General features: G+C 32.0%; 20 protein-coding genes. 10 read left to right on the top strand and 10 right to left on the bottom strand.

The genetic code is table 11. The features are described 5' to 3' along the window. Positions 1-3: 3 nt before the first annotated feature. The 8 genes from NNH57_RS18065 to NNH57_RS18030 all read right to left on the bottom strand — a co-directional run bounded on the left by NNH57_RS18065 (position 4) and on the right by NNH57_RS18030 (position 9,198). Complete coding sequence (locus NNH57_RS18065) at positions 4-753, bottom strand: tetratricopeptide repeat protein (protein ID WP_108808136.1); 750 nt, start codon at positions 751-753, stop codon at positions 4-6. 3 nt (positions 754-756) lie between these two features. Further along, entirely contained in the window at positions 757-2,523 is a 1,767-nt protein-coding gene (locus NNH57_RS18060; protein WP_074405726.1) for a BatD family protein, read from the bottom strand. Between the two features lie 56 nt (positions 2,524-2,579). Next, positions 2,580-3,467 (bottom strand): tetratricopeptide repeat protein, encoded by an 888-nt coding sequence (locus NNH57_RS18055; RefSeq protein ID WP_074405727.1) that lies wholly within the window; start codon positions 3,465-3,467, stop codon positions 2,580-2,582. 6 nt (positions 3,468-3,473) lie between these two features. Further along, the gene (locus tag NNH57_RS18050) at positions 3,474-4,508 is read right to left on the bottom strand and encodes a vWA domain-containing protein (protein ID WP_074405728.1); all 1,035 of its coding nucleotides are present in this window, start codon (positions 4,506-4,508) and stop codon (positions 3,474-3,476) included. Between the two features lie 59 nt (positions 4,509-4,567). After that, positions 4,568-5,572, bottom strand: a complete 1,005-nt coding sequence (locus tag NNH57_RS18045) for a vWA domain-containing protein (protein ID WP_074405729.1) — start codon at positions 5,570-5,572, stop codon at positions 4,568-4,570. 2 nt (positions 5,573-5,574) lie between these two features. Continuing rightward, the gene (locus NNH57_RS18040; RefSeq protein ID WP_108808137.1) at positions 5,575-7,227 is read right to left on the bottom strand and encodes a DUF4381 domain-containing protein; all 1,653 of its coding nucleotides are present in this window, start codon (positions 7,225-7,227) and stop codon (positions 5,575-5,577) included. A 13-nt stretch (positions 7,228-7,240) separates the two neighbouring features. Next, on the bottom strand, positions 7,241-8,107 hold the full coding sequence (locus NNH57_RS18035; protein WP_074405731.1) for a DUF58 domain-containing protein: 867 nt from the start codon (positions 8,105-8,107) through the stop codon (positions 7,241-7,243). Positions 8,108-8,196: 89 nt separating this feature from the next. Next, positions 8,197-9,198, bottom strand: coding sequence for an AAA family ATPase (locus NNH57_RS18030; protein WP_074405732.1), 1,002 nt, complete (start codon positions 9,196-9,198; stop codon positions 8,197-8,199). Between the two features lie 257 nt (positions 9,199-9,455). Between NNH57_RS18030 and NNH57_RS18025 the strand changes: the two genes are divergently transcribed. The 4 genes from NNH57_RS18025 to NNH57_RS18010 all read left to right on the top strand — a co-directional run bounded on the left by NNH57_RS18025 (position 9,456) and on the right by NNH57_RS18010 (position 13,165). Beyond that, on the top strand, positions 9,456-10,208 hold the full coding sequence (locus NNH57_RS18025; RefSeq protein WP_108808138.1) for an SDR family NAD(P)-dependent oxidoreductase: 753 nt from the start codon (positions 9,456-9,458) through the stop codon (positions 10,206-10,208). 85 nt (positions 10,209-10,293) lie between these two features. Next, on the top strand, positions 10,294-11,430 hold the full coding sequence (locus NNH57_RS18020; protein ID WP_074405734.1) for an ATP-binding protein: 1,137 nt from the start codon (positions 10,294-10,296) through the stop codon (positions 11,428-11,430). Between the two features lie 36 nt (positions 11,431-11,466). After that, on the top strand, positions 11,467-12,195 hold the full coding sequence (locus tag NNH57_RS18015; RefSeq protein ID WP_108808139.1) for a metallophosphoesterase: 729 nt from the start codon (positions 11,467-11,469) through the stop codon (positions 12,193-12,195). 487 nt (positions 12,196-12,682) lie between these two features. Beyond that, positions 12,683-13,165, top strand: coding sequence for a hypothetical protein (locus tag NNH57_RS18010; RefSeq protein ID WP_132065954.1), 483 nt, complete (start codon positions 12,683-12,685; stop codon positions 13,163-13,165). A gap of 149 nt (positions 13,166-13,314) precedes the next feature. Here the strand turns inward: NNH57_RS18010 and NNH57_RS18005 are convergent, their stop codons facing one another. Continuing rightward, entirely contained in the window at positions 13,315-13,593 is a 279-nt protein-coding gene (locus tag NNH57_RS18005) for a hypothetical protein (RefSeq protein ID WP_254504209.1), read from the bottom strand. Beyond that, entirely contained in the window at positions 13,577-13,927 is a 351-nt protein-coding gene (locus NNH57_RS18000; RefSeq protein WP_254504207.1) for a TetR/AcrR family transcriptional regulator, read from the bottom strand. The genes NNH57_RS18005 and NNH57_RS18000 overlap by 17 nt, the downstream gene beginning before the upstream one ends. Before the next feature lie 72 nt (positions 13,928-13,999). On the opposite strand from NNH57_RS18000, the gene NNH57_RS17995 reads away from it, so the two are divergent. The 6 genes from NNH57_RS17995 (at position 14,000) to NNH57_RS17970 (ending at position 20,587) form a co-directional block, all read left to right on the top strand. Next, entirely contained in the window at positions 14,000-14,875 is an 876-nt protein-coding gene (locus tag NNH57_RS17995) for an alpha/beta fold hydrolase (RefSeq protein ID WP_108808142.1), read from the top strand. A gap of 148 nt (positions 14,876-15,023) precedes the next feature. Beyond that, entirely contained in the window at positions 15,024-16,871 is a 1,848-nt protein-coding gene (locus NNH57_RS17990; protein ID WP_108808143.1) for a sensor histidine kinase, read from the top strand. A gap of 12 nt (positions 16,872-16,883) precedes the next feature. Beyond that, the gene (locus NNH57_RS17985) at positions 16,884-17,636 is read left to right on the top strand and encodes a LytR/AlgR family response regulator transcription factor (RefSeq protein ID WP_074405740.1); all 753 of its coding nucleotides are present in this window, start codon (positions 16,884-16,886) and stop codon (positions 17,634-17,636) included. Positions 17,637-17,912: 276 nt separating this feature from the next. Beyond that, positions 17,913-18,377, top strand: a complete 465-nt coding sequence (locus NNH57_RS17980) for a hypothetical protein (RefSeq protein ID WP_074405741.1) — start codon at positions 17,913-17,915, stop codon at positions 18,375-18,377. A 288-nt stretch (positions 18,378-18,665) separates the two neighbouring features. Beyond that, positions 18,666-19,505: a hypothetical protein gene (locus tag NNH57_RS17975; RefSeq protein ID WP_108808144.1), complete on the top strand. Its 840-nt coding sequence runs from the start codon at positions 18,666-18,668 to the stop codon at positions 19,503-19,505. Between the two features lie 248 nt (positions 19,506-19,753). Further along, positions 19,754-20,587 (top strand): hypothetical protein, encoded by an 834-nt coding sequence (locus tag NNH57_RS17970; protein ID WP_108808145.1) that lies wholly within the window; start codon positions 19,754-19,756, stop codon positions 20,585-20,587. Positions 20,588-20,671: the final 84 nt, after the last annotated feature.

The raw sequence follows: 20,671 nt of genomic DNA, 5'->3' as shown, positions 1-20,671 counted from the left end.
CAATTATAACTCTCTTAAATCTGTTTTAGGAATCCAACCAATTTTGCCATCGGCAAGTTTAATTTTTTTCCAATCATTTACGGTTTCTGTCACCTGTACTTTGGTTCCTTCATGAAGTTCGAAAACTTCTTCGCTTCTAAGGTTTGGTTCACTTTTTATGGTTGTCTCCTGGGCAAAAATGATTGCAAACTGGTTGTTTTTAATATAATTGTATTGTGAAAAAGCAAAGAATACTCCAAATAATCCCAAAATTAATATCGCCCATGATCCTACAAAGAATATTCTCTTTTTTGTAGAGTTATGTGCTGTATAATACAAAATAAACAGGATAACAAATGCAATAATACAGATCACCGAAAACCATGCCCAGCTATCAAAATCCATCATATTAGTAAATTTCTTAAATGTTCTTGAAATAAAACCTTCTGGGATTACATCTATTGCATCTATTGTTGCTTTCTGGGCAAAAGCCAGGTTGTTTTTGATATCTTCATCATTAGGCGATAATGCTAACGCTTTTTCATAATAAAAAATACTAGGACCTATGTTAGTTAATTTATAGTTTGCATTGCCTAGATTATAGTATAGCGAAGCTGATTCCTGACCTGTATCCAAAATCGATTTATATGCATCTATAGCTTCCTGATACTTTTCTTGATTATATAATGAGTTTCCTCTCTGAAATGCTTCTTGATTCTGAGAAAAACCCAGTGCTATACTTAAAAAAATAAGTGTTTCAACTATTCTTTTCATACATTATAGTTGTTTATCTATTGAGGCAATTACTCTAGAGGCTTTATCATAATCCTGCTGCATTGCTGAAGTAGAAGATGGAGTATATCTTGCAAACTCACAACTCTCTAGCAATGCAATAAATTCTATAGATATCGCATCTTCAACATCACGCTCTTTTAATAATCTTTGGATACGTTCTTTACTCATATCGCTTGTCTGGATATGTAGCTTAGCTTTTAAATAATTGTGCAATGCTCGTTCCATAGCAATATAGAATTCCTTTTGGTTTCCTAGATTTTTTTTAGCTTCAGAAAGGTATTTACGAGCTAGTTTATCTGCTTTACGAACTCGGTTACCACTAATATCACTTAATCGTTCTTGCCTTTTTTTACCAAAGAAAAGGAATAGAGGAATTGCTAATAACGGTGCCGTTAATGATAACCAATATGCAGTAGACTTAAAAAAGTGTTCTTTTTGAATAGTCTGAAGTCCCGCATTTAGTTTTAAGAATCTAAATTGATTTCCTGCTTGAGTCACCAGTTTTTTATTTGTTCCTCCCGATTCTGATGTCACTACAGTATCCCCTCCATCAGGTCCATTTTTTACATTAATTACAATCTCATCCGATGTAATTCTTTTATACGTTTTTGTTTTCAAATCAAAATAAGAAAACGAAATTGATGGTATAGGATATTTACCTTTATATTGTGGTACTAAGGTATAGGTATCAGATATGCTTCCACCCATACCTGTTAGATTTGTTCGCACTCTTTCATTATGCTGAGGTTCGTATTGTTCTAAACCATTTGGCACATTAAGCTTTGGTAAATCAAACAGTTTTAAATTACCATTACCTGTAACCAAAACCTTAGCATCGAGGGATTCTGTGGCATCCAGCTCTGTTTTATTAGTGGTTACTTTAAAATCAAAATCTCCTACTGCACCCGAAAAATCATCTGGTTTTCCTTGTATTGGTAAAGGCTTTGCTTCTATTACTCTATTACCTGCAGCTACAGTCTTATTAACTGTAGTATACAGTCTACCACCAAAAATATCTCTTCTTTTTGTGGGAACATCTACAGAAACGGTTAGGGTAAGAGGTTCTATATTTAATTTACCTGTCTTTTGTGGGTATAGTACTGTTTTACGAAGTACTACATAACGATATGGTTCTCCTTTATATTCTCCATTTTCAATTTTGAGCTGTTTCATATCGATCGCCTGACTCCAAAAGTCGCTATATTTTGGACTGTCTAGCTCTCGCCAGTTACTTACACTAATTCTCGGACTAACATACAGTTTATAGACTACTGTAATTGCTTCATTCAAATAAGGGTTTGATTTAGAAACCTCTGCTATAAGATGAAGATTTTCACTTGCAACAAAATCTGTATTATTACCATCCTTTGGTTTATCTACTGCACCTGTAACTTCAATTCTAATGGGTAATGTTTTATATGTTTGCCCATCAATCTCTATAGTTGCTTGTTTTATAGTAAATTGTCCTCTACGAGTAGGCTCAAGAAAATAACTAAATGTTTTGGCGTATGATCGTTTTCCATTAACCCAAGAATTACTAATAGATTGATTAGGTCCACCTACAACGGTAAACCCCGAAAAGGAAGGAGGTGTAAAATTGTCTCCATCCTTATTCATTTCAAAATCCACTCGTAATCTTTCATTTACACCTAACTTTTTCTTGCTTACTTTAGCCTCGAACCTCACCTGCGCCAATGCAAACTGCGTTGTGGCCAGAAATAGTGTTAGAAAAATTAGTTTTAGTTTCATTTTTTATGCTATTTAGACCATTAGATTCTTAAAACCTAACATGTCTATTTATCAAATTACCAGTCTTTATCTGTTTTAACTTTTGATCCCTGAGCTTTTTTGGCGTTAATCTTATCCTGAACTTTCTTTTCTTGATTATTCATAGCTTCGAGTAAGCTTTTAACTTGTTCTGGTGATAATTTACCCTGAACTTGTTGCTGCTGTTGTTGCTGATCTTTAGGTTCACCTTCCTGTTCTTTTTGGTCTTTTCCTTTATCCTTTTTCTCATCTTTAGGCTCACCCTTGTCATCCTTTTCTTTATCTCCCTCATCTTTTTTATCCTCTCCTTTATCTCCTTCTTTATCCTTTTGATCTTCTCCCTTTTCTTTTTCCTTATCTCCATCATCTCCCTTTTTATCTTCTTTATCGTCACCCTCTTTCTTATCCTTATTATCTTCCTTCTGATCTTTGTCTTTATCTTTATCCTTATTCTGATCGTTTTGCTGTTGTTGTTGCTCTAGCATTTTCTTTGCCAATGCAAGATTATAACGCGTTTCATCATCTTTGGGATTATTTCTAAGCGCATTTTTATAAGCTTCAACAGCTTCTTTATATTTTTTTTGCTCCATATAGGTATTTCCCTGATTATGAAATGCCTTATGTTTTTCTGACTTAGCCGAAGCTACCTTAGCTGCTTCTGTATAACGATGGGTAGCTTCATCATATTTTTCAGAATTATAGTATGCATTAGCCAAATTATACTTTGCTGTAGGATTTACAGGATTTTTGGCAATTGCTTTTCTGTATTCTCCTTCTGCCTTAGGAAAATTACCATCTTTAACCAGAACCTTATTACCTGTAGCTATAAACTGATTTGCTTCATTAATAATTTGATCACGATTCTCTTCCTGAGAACATATGATCCCTATCTGAAAACATAATATAACACATAAAATCTTTTTCATACCTCACTATTGTTCGTTAAACAGGTTTAATTTTTTTACCCAAGATGTTTTTCTTTCTAATAAGAAAATATCTAAAAATAATAATAACAATCCGGCAAACAGAAACCACTGAAATTGATCTTTAAAATCTGCAAACTGCTTGGCTTCAAATTCTTTTTTATCCATATTTTGCAGTATAGTAGTCACTTCTTCTACAACTTTACTTGTATTTCTACCATCAATGTATGTGCCATTTGCTTCATTCGCAATTTCCTGTAAAGTTGTCGGGTTTAATTTGGTAATTACCGTACTTCCCTGACTATTTTTCTTATACGTTTGTACAATTCCATTTCGCTTTATAGGTATGGGTGCTCCTTTTTCTAATCCTACGCCTATTGTAAAAATCTTAATTCCTTCTTTGGCGGCTTCTTCTGCAATGGCTTTTACATTACCTTCATGATCTTCACCATCACTTACAATAAATAAAACTCTATTGGTTTGCTCTTCATCATTATAGTATGTTTTTGCTAATTCTATAGCTTCATAAATTGCAGTTCCTTGAGAAGATAGCATTTCTGTATTCATAGATTGTAGAAACATCTTTCCCGATGCGTAATCTGTAGTAATTGGTAATTGAGGAAAAGCACTACCTGCATATGCAATGATCCCAATACGATCGCTTGCCAGATTATTGATAATCTGGGTAACCAATTGCTTTGATTTTTCTAATCTATTGGGTGCAATATCTTCTGCTAGCATACTTTTAGATACGTCTATTGCAAAAACGACATCTACTCCTTCTCGTTTTACGGTTTCAAGTTTTGTACCTACCTTAGGATTAACCAGGGCAATCACCAGACAAGCCAGAGCTAAACTAATTACAATAATCTTTAATACTGATTTAAAGATAGATCGATTAGGGCTCAATTTTTTAAGAAGTGCTGCATCTGCAAACTTCTTTTGAGCTGTCTTTTGCCAAACTAACACTCCCAAAAACAGCAGAATTAGTACTGGAATACCCAATAATAACCAGAAATATATTTTCTCTTCTAATACGTACATTTTCTACCTTATTCATTAAACCTCATCTGTTTTCAAAGCCTGTGAGGTTTATATTTTTTTTAAATAAAACTTCTAAATATTGTATACCTAAACAAAAATTCTATAAAAATTAATAATCCTGCCAGCAGCACCAATGATCTAAATTTTTCTTCATAATTATAGAATTTAAATTCTTCGATATCTGTTCTTTCTAATTTATCAATTTCTTGATAAATCTGTTGTAATTTTTTGTTATTTGTTGCTCTAAAATATTTACCTCCGGTAACTTTAGCAATTTCTTTTAATAAATCTTCATCGATTTCTACTTGCACTCTACCGTATTGAAAAGATCCGTTTGGTAATATAGCTACAGGAGCCAAAGCCATTCCGTTTGTGCCAATACCAATTGTATAGGTTTTAATACCATATTCTACTGCTAGTTCTGAAGCAATCTTAGGGTCTATAAAACCAGCATTATTAGAACCGTCTGTAAGTAAAATAATCACTTTACTTTTAGCTTTACTGTCTTTAAGTCGATTTACAGACGTTGCCAATCCCATTCCTATAGCCGTACCATTCTCTAAGACATTATCATATTTTACATCTTTTAAACTACCCAGCACAATTGACTTATCACTTGTAATTGGAGTTTTGGTAAAGCTCTCTCCTGCATATACGACCAAACCAATACGATCATTGGGTCGATCTTTAATAAATTCTGCAGCTACTTCTTTTAATGCTTCTAATCTATTAGGTCTAAGGTCTTTTGCCAACATACTGGCAGACACATCTATCGACATTACAATATCGATACCCTTGGTAGTTTTAGTTTTGGTAGATACATCTACCGTTCTAGGTCTTGCTAATGCAGTAATAATTAAAGATAATGCTATTAGGCGTATGATAAACAACAACGGTTTTAATTTTGTGAGCCAGCTTCCAGAAATTTTAAATCCTTTAACGCTAGATATTTTTAAAGCTGCTTGTTGCTTATTTCGTTTCCATATATACCACCCTATTGCTAATGGAAGTAGTAAAAACAACCAAAAAAACTGTGGATTCTCAAATGTAAAATTTTCAAACATCGTTATTTGGTATTTTTAAGTTCTACAGAATTAATAATACGCTCGGCAACATCTTTCGCATAACGATCTTCTATATCATATACCAAAGTGATTTGTTGAAACCCGCTATTTTCAGCAAAATTCAACATTAGGTAGCTATTTTTTTGTTTCTTTTTGGTTACAGGATTCACTATTTCTAAATCTCCAAACACTTTAACTCCTTTTGCTCCACCCAAAGTTTCATATTCTTCATCTTTTACAGAAATATTCTTTGCTCCTATAGACTCAAATTTTCCTACAACACCTTCGACCACTTTATTTAATTTTATTTCGGTAGGCTGTTTATATTGTATTGTGGTTACAACTACATAGAAATTTCCCGCCAGACTTCCATATACAAAAGTTTCATTCCCTTTAAGAGTTTGCTTTTGTTCTTCTGTCATTTGATATGCATTACGAATCAATACTCTGGGAGTAGCAACAGTAACAGGGGGAGAACCATATGCACTTGTAATCCATTCGGTTTCTGCCAATTCTTTTGTCGGGTGCCCAAGTAGCGTGTCTTTTACAACATCATACCCTTTTACCAAAATAAAAATCAGTAATGTAATAGCAACCGCTGCAACGCCTCCAAGGCTACCAAAAATAATTTTCTTCCTGCGTTTTTTCTCGGCTACTGTTTTTCTATATTCTTCATCTGCCAATAATTCTTCTTCGGTTGGTTCTGGTATTGCACTTTTTGTCTTATGAATCACTTGTTCGATAACATTACGATCTGATTTTGCTGTTATGATATCAGGTTTAGATTTGGCAAACTTGGCCATATCTGCGGTTTTCAACACATTCTTAAGTTCTTCAATAGTGGTCTTATCCAAATTAAGATTTCCTGATCTAATCTCTTCATCAAGTCGTGTAATTAACTCATCTGTGGTGCTTTCCATAGCATGATCATACACTTCTTCATCGATATATTTACGAGCGGTATCACTTAACTGCGAATAGTATTCTTTATGCGAATCTTTTTCTAATAAATGAGACTCGTCAATTTTCTGAAGTGCTAGTATTGCTCTTTCATAAGGAGGCAGCTCATCTTCTTTATTTGCTTTACGTTTTTTTCTTCTGAATATAAAAAAAGTGATCACCCCTAATATAAGTAGTGAAATACCAATCCATAAGAACCATTTCTTCCAGTTAAAAGCAAATTTAGCATCTACATCAACCAGAGGTTTGATCTCATACATCTTTTGTTTGGTAGTATCTACCAAAATATCTCTAACCTCAACTTTAAGAGAATCTGTAAAAAAGACCTTGTCGCCAATCACTACTTTTTGCCTTGGTATGGTATAATGACCAGAATCAAATTGAGTTAATGCATACTCTTTGGTAAGGTTAAAACGTTTTCCGTTTCTAGAGGTATCTATTTTTTGTGATTCGATTACTTCTAAAGGAGTAAATGTTTGTCCTTCAGGAAAAACAACTATTTGAGTCGAATCTGCTTCGACTTGCATTTTATATCGAATCTCATTTCCTATTTCTATTGTAGTAGAGTCGATTGTCGCCGAAACTTGGGCAAAAGCTCCAAGCCCACTAAAAACAAAGAATATCATCCAGATAAAAAGCCTAAGGGCTCCTGGTTGTATAGTTCTTTTTTCAAATCGTAATTCGTAATTCGTCATTCTTAAATCTTCCTTATCCTCTTCTTTTAAAATAGCCTAACAATTTCTTCACATAGCTCTCATCAATTCTACTACTCAAAGAACCCGCTCCACTGCGAGTAAAACTATCCTTAAAGTAATCTACTCTTTCATGATAATATTTACTATAATTGGTTCGTGTTTTTTTAGAACCTGTATTCACCAGCAAAAGTTCTCCTGTCTCTTCATCTTCCATTTGCACCATTCCCAGATTAGGGATTTCTTCTTCTCTTCGATCATACACTCTTATCCCGGTAACATCGTGTTTTCCTCCTGCAATTTTTAATGTATGTTGGTAATCATCTGCAATAAAATCAGACAGTATAAAAACGATCGCTTTCTTTTTCATCACATTAGACAAAAACTTCAATGCTTCTGTAATATTCGTTTTTTTACTTTTAGGCTCGAATTCTAACAGTTCTCTTATAATTCTTAGCACATGAGATCTTCCTTTTTTAGGCGGAATAAATAATTCTATTTCATCGGTAAATAAAATCAATCCTATCTTGTCATTATTCTGAGTTGCAGAAAATGCTAAAGTTGCTGAAATTTCGGTAATGATTCCTTTTTTAAATTGTTCTTGAGTACCAAAAAGTTGTGATCCCGAAACATCCACCATCAACATCATAGTAAGTTCTCGCTCTTCTTCAAACACTTTTATATACGGTTCATTATAACGAGCTGTTACATTCCAGTCTATATTACGTACATCATCACCAAATTGATATTGTCGTACTTCACTAAAAGTCATACCACGTCCTTTAAAAGTAGAGTGATACTCTCCTCCAAAGATGTGGTCACTCAAGCGACGCGTCTTAATTTCAATTTTTCGAACTTTTTTTAGTAACTCTTTAGTATCCATTATTATGATTTACGATTGATGAATCGGCGATTAACGATTTCGGATTCTCATATTAAAATCCAAAATCGTAATTCTAAAATCCAAAATCTCTATGGTACTTCAATTTCGTTTACAATCTTATTAATGATATCCTCTGAAGTTACATTTTCTGCTTCGGCCTCGTAGGTAATCCCTATACGATGGCGAAGTACATCAAGAATTACTGCACGAACATCTTCTGGAATCACATATCCTCTTCGTTTAATAAAGGCATAACATTTTGCTGCAGTAGCCAAATTGATACTTCCACGAGGAGATGCTCCAAAGTTGATTAAAGGTTTAAGTTCTTCTAAACCATATTTTTCTGGATAACGCGTGGCAAAAATGATATCCAGGATATATTTTTCGATCTTTTCATCCATATATACTTCTCTAACTGCTTTCTGAGCATTAATAATCTGCTCTACCGAAACAACAGGGTTTACCTGCTCAAAAGATCCTTTGAGGTTAGCACGAACAATTAGTTGTTCTTCGTCTAATTTTGGATAATCAATTACTGTTTTTAGCATAAAACGGTCAACCTGGGCTTCTGGCAAAGGATATGTTCCTTCCTGCTCTACCGGATTCTGTGTTGCCATTACCAAAAATGGTTTGTCTAATACAAAAGTCTCATCACCAATAGTAACTTGTTTCTCCTGCATCGCTTCTAGTAAAGCACTTTGCACTTTTGCCGGAGCACGGTTAATTTCATCTGCTAAGACAAAATTAGCAAAAATTGGTCCTTTTTTAATCGAGAAATCGTTCTCTTTCATATTAAAAATAAGAGTCCCCACTACATCGGCTGGTAATAAATCTGGTGTAAACTGAATCCGGCTAAAACTACCATGAACAGCTTTAGATAATGTATTAATCGCTAATGTTTTTGCCAAACCCGGAACCCCTTCCAGCAAAATATGACCTTGACCCAATAACCCAATAAGCAATCGTTCGACCATATGTTTTTGACCTACAATTACTTTGTTTATTTCTAGAGTTAGTAAATCTACAAATGCAGATTCTTTCTCTATTTTCTGATTGATTGAAGCAATATCAATAGCATTATTCTCTTCCATCTATATTTATTTTTTTTTAAGGCGTGAATTTAACACTCATAATCCAACATTGCAAATTGTCGAATTAATTTTCATGCTCTTGTTAATTCTTGGTTAAATGTGCACTGCAAAACCTGTTTTAGGCACAAATTTTACAGTATATTTAAACCACTTTTACAAAAAATTGGACATAAAGATTTTCATCGTTTTTACGATGATCTTATCAAAAGACGGATCTGATGTAAAGGTGTTGCATTTTTTAAATATTAAACTTACTTATGAAGACAGCATTAATCACAGGGGCCACTAGTGGAATTGGAAAATCTACCGCTATAGAATTAGCAAAACATAATATAAATCTTATTCTTTGTGGGAGAAGACAAGACCGATTAGATACACTACAGGATGAACTAAGTAAAAAAGTGCAAGTACACACACTTTGTTTTGATGTTAGAGATAAAGACAAGGTTCTTTCTATGATTGAAAACCTTCTAGTAGAGTTTAGTACAATTGATATTCTTATTAACAATGCAGGAAATGCTCATGGCCTTGACCCTATTCAGACCGGAAATCTTGATGATTGGGATGCTATGATAGATATTAATGTTAAAGGGTTACTGTATGTTTCTAAGGCAGTTATACCAAAAATGATTACACAACAATCTGGTCATATTATCAATATTGGCTCAATTGCAGGAAAAGAAGTTTATCCAAACGGAAACATCTATTGTGCAAGTAAACATGCTGTAGATGCTATTAACAAGGGAATGCGTATGGATCTTAACTCATACGGTATTAGAGTAGGTGCTATTCATCCAGGATTAGTAGAAACCGAGTTTAGTAATGTTAGATTTAAAGGTGATGATCAAAAAGCAGATACTGTGTATAAAGGTTTTGACCCGCTTACTCCAGAAGATATTGCAGATATTATAACTTTTGTGGTTACACGACCATATCATGTTAATATTGCAGACCTTATTGTATTCCCCACTGCGCAGGCGGGCAGTACAATAGTTAATAAAAGTTTATAATTTCTTTATTCTCATCGCATTGTTGACCCAATAAAAATGGCTAAGTTTATATTGGGAAAAGTTTCAATTGCTATTTGTAAACGGAATGATTAACAAACGCCTCCTTATTAAGAACCTACTGGCACATAATGACGAAAATAGTTTTTATGACAAGAAACGTAAACTTAATATTGGTGAGAAAGAGGGAAAAGCTAAATTCTTAAAGCATATTTGTGCACTCGCCAATTCTAATCCCAAAAACAATTCATATATCGTAATCGGGGTTGAAGATGAGGACAATCAAATTATAGGAGTTGATTTTTTTGACGATAGTAAAATTCAAAACCTGGTAAATGCATATTTAGACAACCCTCCTATTGTGTCTTATGAAAATATCCCTTTTCCGCATTTGTCATCTGATAAAGTAGTAGGGTTGGTAACCATTCGACCCCAAGGTGGGCAGCTCTGTTCTCTTCGCAAAAATATCTGGAAATATTACGGCGGTAGTGTCTTTTTTAGAGATGGTAGCATGAGTATGCCTAAAGTTTTTGATATCGAGATCAAAGATGTCAATTCAGAAATTGTAAATGCTATCGAAAGCCATGCCCAGAATAATATTGAACTTACTTTGGATGGAGTGTTTGATTTTATGAATTCTAGAACAGATTACAATCCTGCATATAAGGTTTTTAAAGAATATTTTGTGGTTTGCTGGGCAGCCAAAGAAAAACGGCAAAATGGAGAAATATATTACTCCCGAGTAGATATCGAATTAATCAATGAGCATGTAAAGCTATTTTACTCAGAATTAGATGAAGTGAGTATATCCTTAACCGATGACCAATTTAAAATTATAGAATATGTGCAATTAGGCTTACAGGATACTTTTAGTTATTATCCTCTAGAAGAAGTTGTAATTACCTTTAAGGATAATGCCAGTTATGATATCGAAAGTAAGCTTCTTTTTGAACCACCACAATTTGATCGCAAAACATTACATCATTTATATAATAGCAATAATGCATTAATCGAGAAATTAAAAAACAAAATTCCACTATCAAAAAACGAAGAAAAAGATATTGTAAATCTTCCTGCTACGTATTTGATATGTTATTTTAATGATCTTAGAGAAGCAAAAGAAAAATTAGAAGAGGCAAAACCATATTTAAAACTCTATAACGATACTATATATTCTCTCTGTAAAGAAAGTATTCGGATTTTAAGAAAAGTTAGATATAGTTAATGTAATACATCAAAAATGACCAACAATTAACCAATCATGGGAAGAATTTTAGTAATTGGAGATATTCACGGTGCACTAACCGCATTAGAGCAAATACTTGAAAGAGCAAAGGTAACTAGAGACGATACTCTTATATTTCTGGGAGATTATGTAGATGGTTGGAGCCATAGTGCCCCATTGGTTTCGTTCCTTATTAAGCTCAAAGCTTCTCACAATTGTATTTTTATTAAAGGAAATCATGATGAACTTTGTTATACCTGGCTCACACAACATACTCACAATCCCGAGTGGGTACAACACGGTGGTCAAGCGACTATGGATTCATATGCTAAACTATCACAAGAAGAAATTAATACCCATCTTAGTTTTTATGAAACCCTCAATAATTATCATATAGATACTCACAATCGTTTATTTCTTCATGCTGGGTTCACCAATCTTCATGGACCGCATCGAGAATATTTTAGTGAATTGTTTTATTGGGATAGAACTTTATGGGAAACTGCCTTGGCTACAGATCCCAACCTAAAAAAGACAGATCCAAAATATCCTAAACGACTGTTACTTTTTGATGAGATATATATTGGCCACACTCCTGTTACACGAATCAATCAGACTACCCCAATACAAGCTATTTGTGTATGGAATATAGACACAGGAGCTGCATTTAAAGGGCCACTTACCATAATGGATATTAATACCAAAGAGTTCTGGCAAAGTGATCCCGTATACCAACTATACCCAAATGAAAATGGTAGAAATTAAAGATTTATTGCAAAAAGGGGTAACAAAAATTTAAAGCTATTGATCTAAGGTTGTAAATGATAAAAAATCACATATCATGAAAACAACAATGAAATTTTTAGCGTATCTATTAATGGCTTTTTCTTTAGTTTTTATAATCATTAAGGAAAAGATCAATCTAATAGAAAAATCAATCCTCAAAACAGAACCTAGCTAAATTTTAGGTTCAATTACAACTCATTTTTTTGTTTTATTCTACAAAATGAAATAGGCTATAGAACTAGTAGTATTTTTTAAATACGAGTTTGAGGTCATACAAATTCAGGAAATAACCCTTACAAATATATGGTTTTACCCTATTAAAATTAAGGTTTTAACCTCTTGATAGCTTTTCAAACGCTCTTCATCTTTGTAGCATAAGGTTGTAATTGTGGAATCGATCACTAAAAACACTTCGCAAATAAACAATCGAGTATTCACACAATTAATAATTAATAACATGAAAAGTATGGAAACAATAATGAAATTTTCTAAGTATGGTATTTTGGTACTACTCTTAGTTTTAAGTGCTTGCGCAGATGATGGAGTCGATGGTCAAATAGGGCCACAAGGACCTGCGGGAGCTGATGGGGCAAATGGACAGGATGGAAACGCTAATGTAGTTTCTGTTTTATTCGAAAACCAAACGATATCTAACGGGGATAATGTTTTTGACATTCCCGAATTGACAAAGGAAATATTTGACACTGGTATTGTTTATGCCTACGTTACAGTAACAGGCAATGATTACTGGGAAGTACTACCCCTTAGTCTAGGCCAGCAAATCATCCTGGAGATTGACAAAATTGAGGTTGGAAAAGCTACATTACGTGCTACTTTTACTCAATCTAATCTTAGACTTCGGTTTGTACTCGTAGAAGGTAATGATGCCAGTGGTATTAATTTTGAAAACTACCTAGAAGTACAATCATTCTATAATCTACCAGATTAACTTCACTACACAGTAGTCAAACATACGTAACAAAAAAAGTTTTTGATTACATAATAAACTACAGATAACCTTTACCTAATTAAATTAGGTAAAGGTTATTCTAATTATAGCATTTCAAAACTAATTTGTCTCTTTTTTAGGAAAAATGTTTAATCTGTTTTATAGGTATTATATTGCTCTAAACCATTTGATGTGAGGTACGGAATAAGTAATCTATTTACATACTCCACATATTGGTTTTCCAGCTCTTTATCTAGAAATTTTTCTGAAGAAAGATTAAGAAAAAAGAATGTTCTTATAGCTCCGCTTAACTCCATTAAATAATCTAAATCTTTTGTATTCAATTCTGCCCGAATTATTCCTTGATCTTGCAATTGCTCTAAAATGCTTTTGTAGAACACTTTTCTAATATCATTGTTTTTTTTCAAAATTTATGAAAACAGTACTAAAATTGCGTTTTATTTCAATATAATCAACATAAAAGAAAAGGTATTTCATAGAAATCTTAAACGTCTTTTTGGGGGCATCCAAAATTTCATAAAACAAATTACTATTACTAAAAGAGATTGCTATTGTTTTTGTTTCGATCATCATATCATTATACAAGGCAGTTATCAGGCAATTTTTGGTTCTATAATGATATGTAATATTACCATAGCTTTTATTCAATTCTTTTGCAACCTCTCTTAAGGTTACATTCATAACTCCTTTCGCATTAAAAAGTTCGAGGGCTTTTCCTTTAATTATATCCTTAATATTCATCAATATAAATTTAATTAGTCCATTTGGACTAATTTTTAGCAAAATAGTATATTTTTGTTAAAAAACAACACAATGGCAAACACAAGTATTTATAAAAATAAAGAAACAAGAGATGTCATAATGAAATTATATGATGAAAAACTACAATCATGTGAAATTGAATATGAAGATATTTATGTAAATACAAAAGCAGGTAATACACATATAGTTACTACAGGAATGCCAGGAAACCCTCCGGTTATTGTTTTACACGGTATAAATGCAGGCGCTCCGTTAGCTATCGAGCCTATAAAAAACCTAAGAGATGATTATCGAATTTATGCCATAGATACTATAGGTCAAACCACCAAAAGCACAGAAAACAGATTACCTATTAACGACAATTCTTATGGAGAATGGATTTCTGAAATCATAGATATTTTAAATATTGAAAAGGCTACTATAATTGGTATCTCCTATGGAGCATTTTTATTGCAAAAAATAATGTCCTACCAACCAGAGAAAGTACACAAAGGTATATTTGTTGTCCCCAGTGGTCTTGTAAATGGCTCTTTTGGCACATCAATGAAGCATTTAACCTTCCCCTTATTAAGTTTTCTATTTACTAAAAAAGAAAAATACCTTCTAAAATTCATGAACGCATTTTACACTACAATAGATGCGTATTCTATTACTTTTCAGAAGAACGTTTTATTAGGCACAAAAATGGATTATCGAAGACCTCCTCTTCTGCAAAAGAAAGATGTAACGCGTCTAACTGCTCCTGTCTATGCAATATTTGCTGATAATGATATCTTTTTTCCCGGCGAGAAAGCTCTAAAAAGATGTAAGGAAATATTTAACAATTTTCAGGACTCTATTTTCTTAAAAAACACAAAACATATTCCTGACCAAAAAACATATGCTCAGATCGAAAAACAAATCAACATATGGCTTAAAGAGTCATAAGAAAACATTTTACTTTACCATTACATGGTAAGTTCTAATCTAGAAATAGAAAATATTTCTAACACAATTTACATGAGGGACTGGGGTCTTACCTTCTACAAACGTTATATTAATAACACACTCTCAACGATAAATAGCAATAGGGCTTATGCCAAAAAGTTTACTATATATAATTTCTGTTCTTATTCTATCGAATGTATATTGTTATAACCTCATTGCTCAAAATAATTTACATAAAAACACAACTCAAGTTCCTTTCGAAGTATATAAAACTACCGATGATACGCTATCGATACATGATATTATAAAATCTGACTCCCTCTTTCAATCATCCAACTATTTTACCGATAAAACCAGACCTAAAGATATTTACTGGATAAAAATCGACCTCAATAAAGAATTAGAAATGCTAAAAACTGATAGTCTCTGGTTTCTAAAATCCAGTAATTATGCACATGCATCTATGTTTTGTGTCGAGAACAATATACTGATAGAAAAGAAATTTGGTTTATTTGATGGTTCAGAAAAAATTAATTCTATATCCCATATTAATAGAATACTTCTTAAATATAGTTCACTTATCAAAAACAGATTTATATATTTAAAAATAAGACGTTTAAGATTTTCAGATCGTGTTGTTAATTGGAAATTTCACTATGCTTTACAAACTATAAACCACTCAGCACAGAGCTATTACCTCAAAAAAAATATTACAATCTCAATACGCAAATACATTTTTACAGGGATATGTCTGGTTATGTTTATTCTTACTCTCGCGTTCTTTATAACTTCGGGAAATTTTGAATTCTTATTTTACTCTTTATACATTTTGTGGTTATTTATCTACCTAAATGGTCCTTTACTTATAGCAAATAATATCATTTTTGATAGCTATAGTATAATAGTACATTGGTTTTTTCAGATCGCACAAGTATTAATTAATTTATGTTATGTTTATTTTGTTTCGTTTTATCTAGCCACAAAAAAAGACTATCCTACGCTCAATCGTATCATAAAATGTATCATTTACACACTTGTCATCATTATAATTATAGACAGTTTCTTTTTGTATTTTAAATATTTTGAAGCAGCTATTTATATCATGAATATTCAGCGTTTAATAATGACTCTTTTTGGTATTGGTGGGATGATTTATTTACTGCTTACTGCCAAAAACCGTTTAGCTTATTTTATAGTTGCTGGATCATTCCTATTCATGATAGGCACTCTGGGTTTCTTTTTTACCAAGAAATGTGATTATATGATAGCAGGAGCAACTCTCGAAATCATAATTTTTGCATTAGGTTTGGCATATAAAATACATCAGGAGCATAAAGAAAAACTCCTCTTCGAAAAAGAATCATTCATCAACAATTGTAAAGCGCTAAGAGCTCAGATAAATCCACATTTTATTTTTAATTCTTTAGGATCGATTCAACATTTAATTGTATTCGAAAAAAAAGAAGCTGCTTTAAAATATCTTTCTAAGTTTAGTCATTTAATGCGAAACCTACTTGAAAATTCTATAGAAACAAATATCGTATTATCAGATGAAATCAACTTACTACATCAATATTTAGAATTAGAAGCTTTACGTTTTGATGCCAGTTTTGAGTATACCATTCATGTAACCGACACGCTAAATCCAGATGTCGAAGAGGTACCTATGTTGATCATTCAACCATTTGTCGAAAATGCAATCCTGTATGGTTTATTAAATAAAAAAGGAGAGGATAAAAAACTAAATATTTGTTTCAGAAAAGAAAAAAATCATATTATTTGCGAAGTAGATGATAATGGTATAGGAAGAAGTGCTGCTAAAAATATAAATTCGTCTTATAAAAAACCTATAAAATCAAGAGGTTTAGAACTGACTGAAAAAAGATTACAACAATTTCATAAATCTGAGGAAAAAAATATAAAAATTATAGATAAAATAGATAACTATGGTACATCTATAGGAACAAAGGTGGTTATCAAAATTCAAACCGAATAAAATTTTCTAATTATGAGCTTAACAGCAATAATTGTAGATGACGAAAAACACAGTAGAGAGGTCTTAACAAAATTAATAGAAGAGTTTTGCCTGGAAACCACTGTTTTGACCACTGCAAATTCTGTTACAGAAGCCGTCGATAAAATTAAAAACTATAATCCTGATGTTGTCTTTTTGGATATAGAACTGCAATCAGGAATAGGCTTTGATATATTAACCCAAATCGATACCATAAATTTTGAAGTAATTTTTACTACTGCTTACGAGCAATATGCCATACAGGCCATAAAATTTTCATCTTTAGATTATTTACTTAAGCCTTTAGGTATTGAAGAACTCAAAAATGCCATAGAAAAAGCAAAGAAAAAGAAAGATCAAGAGGTTTATAAAAAACAGTTAGAAACCTTAATAGATAATCTACAACAGCAGCCAAAGTTTAATAAAATATGTCTCTCTACTGCAGATAGTGTAGAGTTTATTAATATAAAGGATATCATATACTGCAAGGCTAATGGAGCTTACACTTCATTTATTCTTAAAAATAATATATCTCTATTAGTAAGTAAACATCTTAAAGAATATGAAAATTTATTGATCGAACAACAATTTATGAGAACACATAATAGTTTTTTGATCAATTTAAAAGAAGTGAAAAAATTTGTGAAGTCAGACGGAGGTTATATTATGATGAATAATAATGATATCATTAATATTTCGAAAAATAAAAAAGAAAAGTTTCTCATTGCCATGAGCCATCTGTTGTAATAGTACAACAAAAAGTATTCTTATTATTTACATATTCAAAAATGAATTCATATTTCGATTAACCCGTTGTCTTATCAATTGAAACCATAGATCTATTAATTGAAACACATCTCTTATAAATTCCCATTTACCACTCTTGATTACTTACTCTAAATTTACCTAAATACTGATATACAGGGTTAAAATATAATATCCAAACCTCTGACATACATCAGTATAGTTATTTAAAAAATCAGATTATTTCACATCATTTTAAATTTAGAAATCAAAATCATTATGAAAAAATTATTTTATGTATTACCAATCCTTGGACTATTATTTTTTATCTCTTGTGACCAGGATGAATCCGAAGAAATTATCGATCAATCTACAGCGTTTGATCAAATTGAAGTTACAGAAAATACTGATTCTAACAAACTTAGTTTTTTTATTAAACCTGGACTACATGGTCCTAAAAATGTAGATGCACTAACTAACGTTACTTACACTTTTAATCCTACACTGCAAATGATAAATGCCATTCCGATAGCAAAAAGAAAATATAGAATTCGTTTTATTTGGCAGAACCCTGTACCAAATGCATCAAAAACAACATGGATTTTCGAAATCCCTTCAAATTCAGTAAATGTAAAATTTCCAAAATTGCAATCTAGTAATTCTATGTTTCTAGTATCATATATGCTAGAAGGTAATGGTAAGAATTATGCCTATCACAAACAGGTTATCGTTAACAATGACTAATATATATGAGCAAGGAATACCCCTAGAGGAATTATAGATTTTCTTTAGTAAGTTTTTCCTTACAAAACGCCCTAAATAAGTATTTACCCCCTAATCTTAAGTCGGTGATTAGGGGGTTCTTCGTACTTTAACAATAGACTCTTTAATAATTATCATTGATTATGCAAATTTGTTCAACCATTAATTGATAAGTTATATCTATCAATTGAAACCGTATGACTATTAATTTCTACCTATCATTGTTTTCTGGTGTCTTTAAGTTTGATTTTAATCTTAAAACTTACCATCATGAAAATCAAATTTAATTTAGTAAGAATCATAATAATTTTCACTCTTTTCTTATGCTATTCCTGTAGTTCTGAAGAAGATACTATCCCTGAAACTGAAAGGGTAATAGAAACAACTGTTCTAACACCTAAAACCCTGGCAACAATAAGCTTGCCTAGTGGTACTACAATTATTTTTAAAACAGAAACCGATGGCATTGTCTTTGAAGCTTCTGGAGATTCTGATAACTACGGTGAATTAGAAAACTTAAGAGATTTAAGTGTGCTACATCGTTTTTTAATCTTAACCAACGAAAATGTAGCTGTACCTACAGATCTTATCAAATTAGAAGAAGATCAAAAAATCAAAGAAAAAGCACTACAACGAGGTACAATAGAAAAACACAGTGTAAATCTCCCTGTTGTCAAATCTTTTTTAAATCGTGTAACAAAAAGTTTTTTTCAATTTTGCGATCATCCAACACGAAGGTTTAATACTAGTGACGATGATGAATATAAAGACAGTTTTATAAACTATACGGGGATATCTTGGACTAGTAGTGCAGAGAACACAAAATCTGAGGGAAACAAATGTAGAAAAGTTGAATTCCATATAACCAATTGCGCTGATGATGGAGGTATAGGCATGTTTTTCAATCATTACTATCGTCTAAGTAATGGTAATCTGAAATTATATAAAACGACCTATATTCCACAACATACGCATAAATATTATTCAAAAACATTTACAACCAAATCTATACACGTTACAAAAATTACCAGTCTACAAAATAGACGTTTTGTCGGAGTTATAATTTTTTCTAAATACAAAGATGGTTCAGTAGGAGAACTAGCTCTTTAATAATCACCCCAACAAAACCCCTTAACATTTATAATATTTGTTAGTAAATGTTGAGTTAAGTAAAGAAAGGAATGTTCTCTAATCTCAAATTTGAGATTAGAGAGTTCTTCTTATTTTAACAACAACCAATTTATGCTAGATCAATTGAAAAGCTATATCTATAAATTGAAACTAGATAACTATTAATTCTACCTGGTCGTTGTTTTCTGGTGTCTTTAAGTTTGAACTTAATCTTAAAACTTATAACCATGAAAAACAAAATCAAATTTAATTTAGCGAGGATCATTGTAACTTTTACTCTTTTCTTATGCTATTCTTGTAGTTCTGAAGAAGATACTATCCTTGAAACTGAAGAATCAATAGAAACAACTGTTCTAACACCCAAAACCCTGGCAACAATAAGCTTGCCTAGTGGCACTACAATTACTTTTAAAACAGAAGTCGATGGTATTGTCTATGAAGCTTCAGGGGATTCTGATAACTACAGTGAATTAGATGGCTTAAATGATTTAAGCCTACTACATCGTTTTTTAACCTTAACCGACAAAAGTATTGCCGTACCTGCAGATCTTATCAAATTAGAAGAAGATCAAAAAATCAAAGAAAAAGCATTACAAAGAGATATAGTCGAAAAACATCACATGAGTATTCCTGCAAATACATCCTTTATTACCTATAGTGAAAAGAATTGGTTAGATTATTGTGATAGTCCGACTGCCATGTATGTTAATAATTTTGCCAATGATGCATATAGAGAAGCTTGGGTAAATTACCCCAGTACACAAACCTTTAGTCAAAATAAACCCGGAGCCTTGTATACCAAATGCCGTACTGTTAAATATCGTATAAGCAACTGTTCATATAAAGGTAAAATTGAAGTATCTCATTATAAAGGCTCTACCTCAAATTTATATACTTTGGTTTCAAAGAATAATATTGGGCCTCGTAAGCACAAAATTTATGTAAAATCATTTCTAGCCTACAAATACTATCAGAAAGTAGATATAAAAAGGATAAGATCGGCTTCTTATGTAGGTGATGTTATTTTTTCGAATTATACTTCCTTAGGACTTGATCAATAAATATCTTATGTAAAAATAGATCAGAAATTTATGTTAACTAGATTTTAGAAAAATATCTATTGTAATCTAGTAAGATATATTCAT

Source organism: Aquimarina spinulae, from assembly GCF_943373825.1.
GTDB lineage: Bacteria > Bacteroidota > Bacteroidia > Flavobacteriales > Flavobacteriaceae > Aquimarina > Aquimarina spinulae.
The sequence above is the reverse complement of the archived record's forward strand: the minus strand, read 5'-3'. Positions and strand labels throughout refer to the sequence as shown.

Coding starts and splice junctions, on each gene's coding strand:
- NNH57_RS18065 (WP_108808136.1), bottom strand. CDS start 753: ATGAAAAGAATAGTTGAAACACTTATTTTTTTAAGTATAGCACTGGGT.
- NNH57_RS18060 (WP_074405726.1), bottom strand. CDS start 2,523: ATGAAACTAAAACTAATTTTTCTAACACTATTTCTGGCCACAACGCAG.
- NNH57_RS18055 (WP_074405727.1), bottom strand. CDS start 3,467: ATGAAAAAGATTTTATGTGTTATATTATGTTTTCAGATAGGGATCATA.
- NNH57_RS18050 (WP_074405728.1), bottom strand. CDS start 4,508: ATGTACGTATTAGAAGAGAAAATATATTTCTGGTTATTATTGGGTATT.
- NNH57_RS18045 (WP_074405729.1), bottom strand. CDS start 5,572: ATGTTTGAAAATTTTACATTTGAGAATCCACAGTTTTTTTGGTTGTTT.
- NNH57_RS18040 (WP_108808137.1), bottom strand. CDS start 7,227: ATGACGAATTACGAATTACGATTTGAAAAAAGAACTATACAACCAGGA.
- NNH57_RS18035 (WP_074405731.1), bottom strand. CDS start 8,107: ATGGATACTAAAGAGTTACTAAAAAAAGTTCGAAAAATTGAAATTAAG.
- NNH57_RS18030 (WP_074405732.1), bottom strand. CDS start 9,198: ATGGAAGAGAATAATGCTATTGATATTGCTTCAATCAATCAGAAAATA.
- NNH57_RS18025 (WP_108808138.1), top strand. CDS start 9,456: ATGAAGACAGCATTAATCACAGGGGCCACTAGTGGAATTGGAAAATCT.
- NNH57_RS18020 (WP_074405734.1), top strand. CDS start 10,294: ATGATTAACAAACGCCTCCTTATTAAGAACCTACTGGCACATAATGAC.
- NNH57_RS18015 (WP_108808139.1), top strand. CDS start 11,467: ATGGGAAGAATTTTAGTAATTGGAGATATTCACGGTGCACTAACCGCA.
- NNH57_RS18010 (WP_132065954.1), top strand. CDS start 12,683: ATGGAAACAATAATGAAATTTTCTAAGTATGGTATTTTGGTACTACTC.
- NNH57_RS18000 (WP_254504207.1), bottom strand. CDS start 13,927: ATGAATATTAAGGATATAATTAAAGGAAAAGCCCTCGAACTTTTTAAT.
- NNH57_RS17995 (WP_108808142.1), top strand. CDS start 14,000: ATGGCAAACACAAGTATTTATAAAAATAAAGAAACAAGAGATGTCATA.
- NNH57_RS17990 (WP_108808143.1), top strand. CDS start 15,024: ATGCCAAAAAGTTTACTATATATAATTTCTGTTCTTATTCTATCGAAT.
- NNH57_RS17985 (WP_074405740.1), top strand. CDS start 16,884: ATGAGCTTAACAGCAATAATTGTAGATGACGAAAAACACAGTAGAGAG.
- NNH57_RS17980 (WP_074405741.1), top strand. CDS start 17,913: ATGAAAAAATTATTTTATGTATTACCAATCCTTGGACTATTATTTTTT.
- NNH57_RS17975 (WP_108808144.1), top strand. CDS start 18,666: ATGAAAATCAAATTTAATTTAGTAAGAATCATAATAATTTTCACTCTT.
- NNH57_RS17970 (WP_108808145.1), top strand. CDS start 19,754: ATGAAAAACAAAATCAAATTTAATTTAGCGAGGATCATTGTAACTTTT.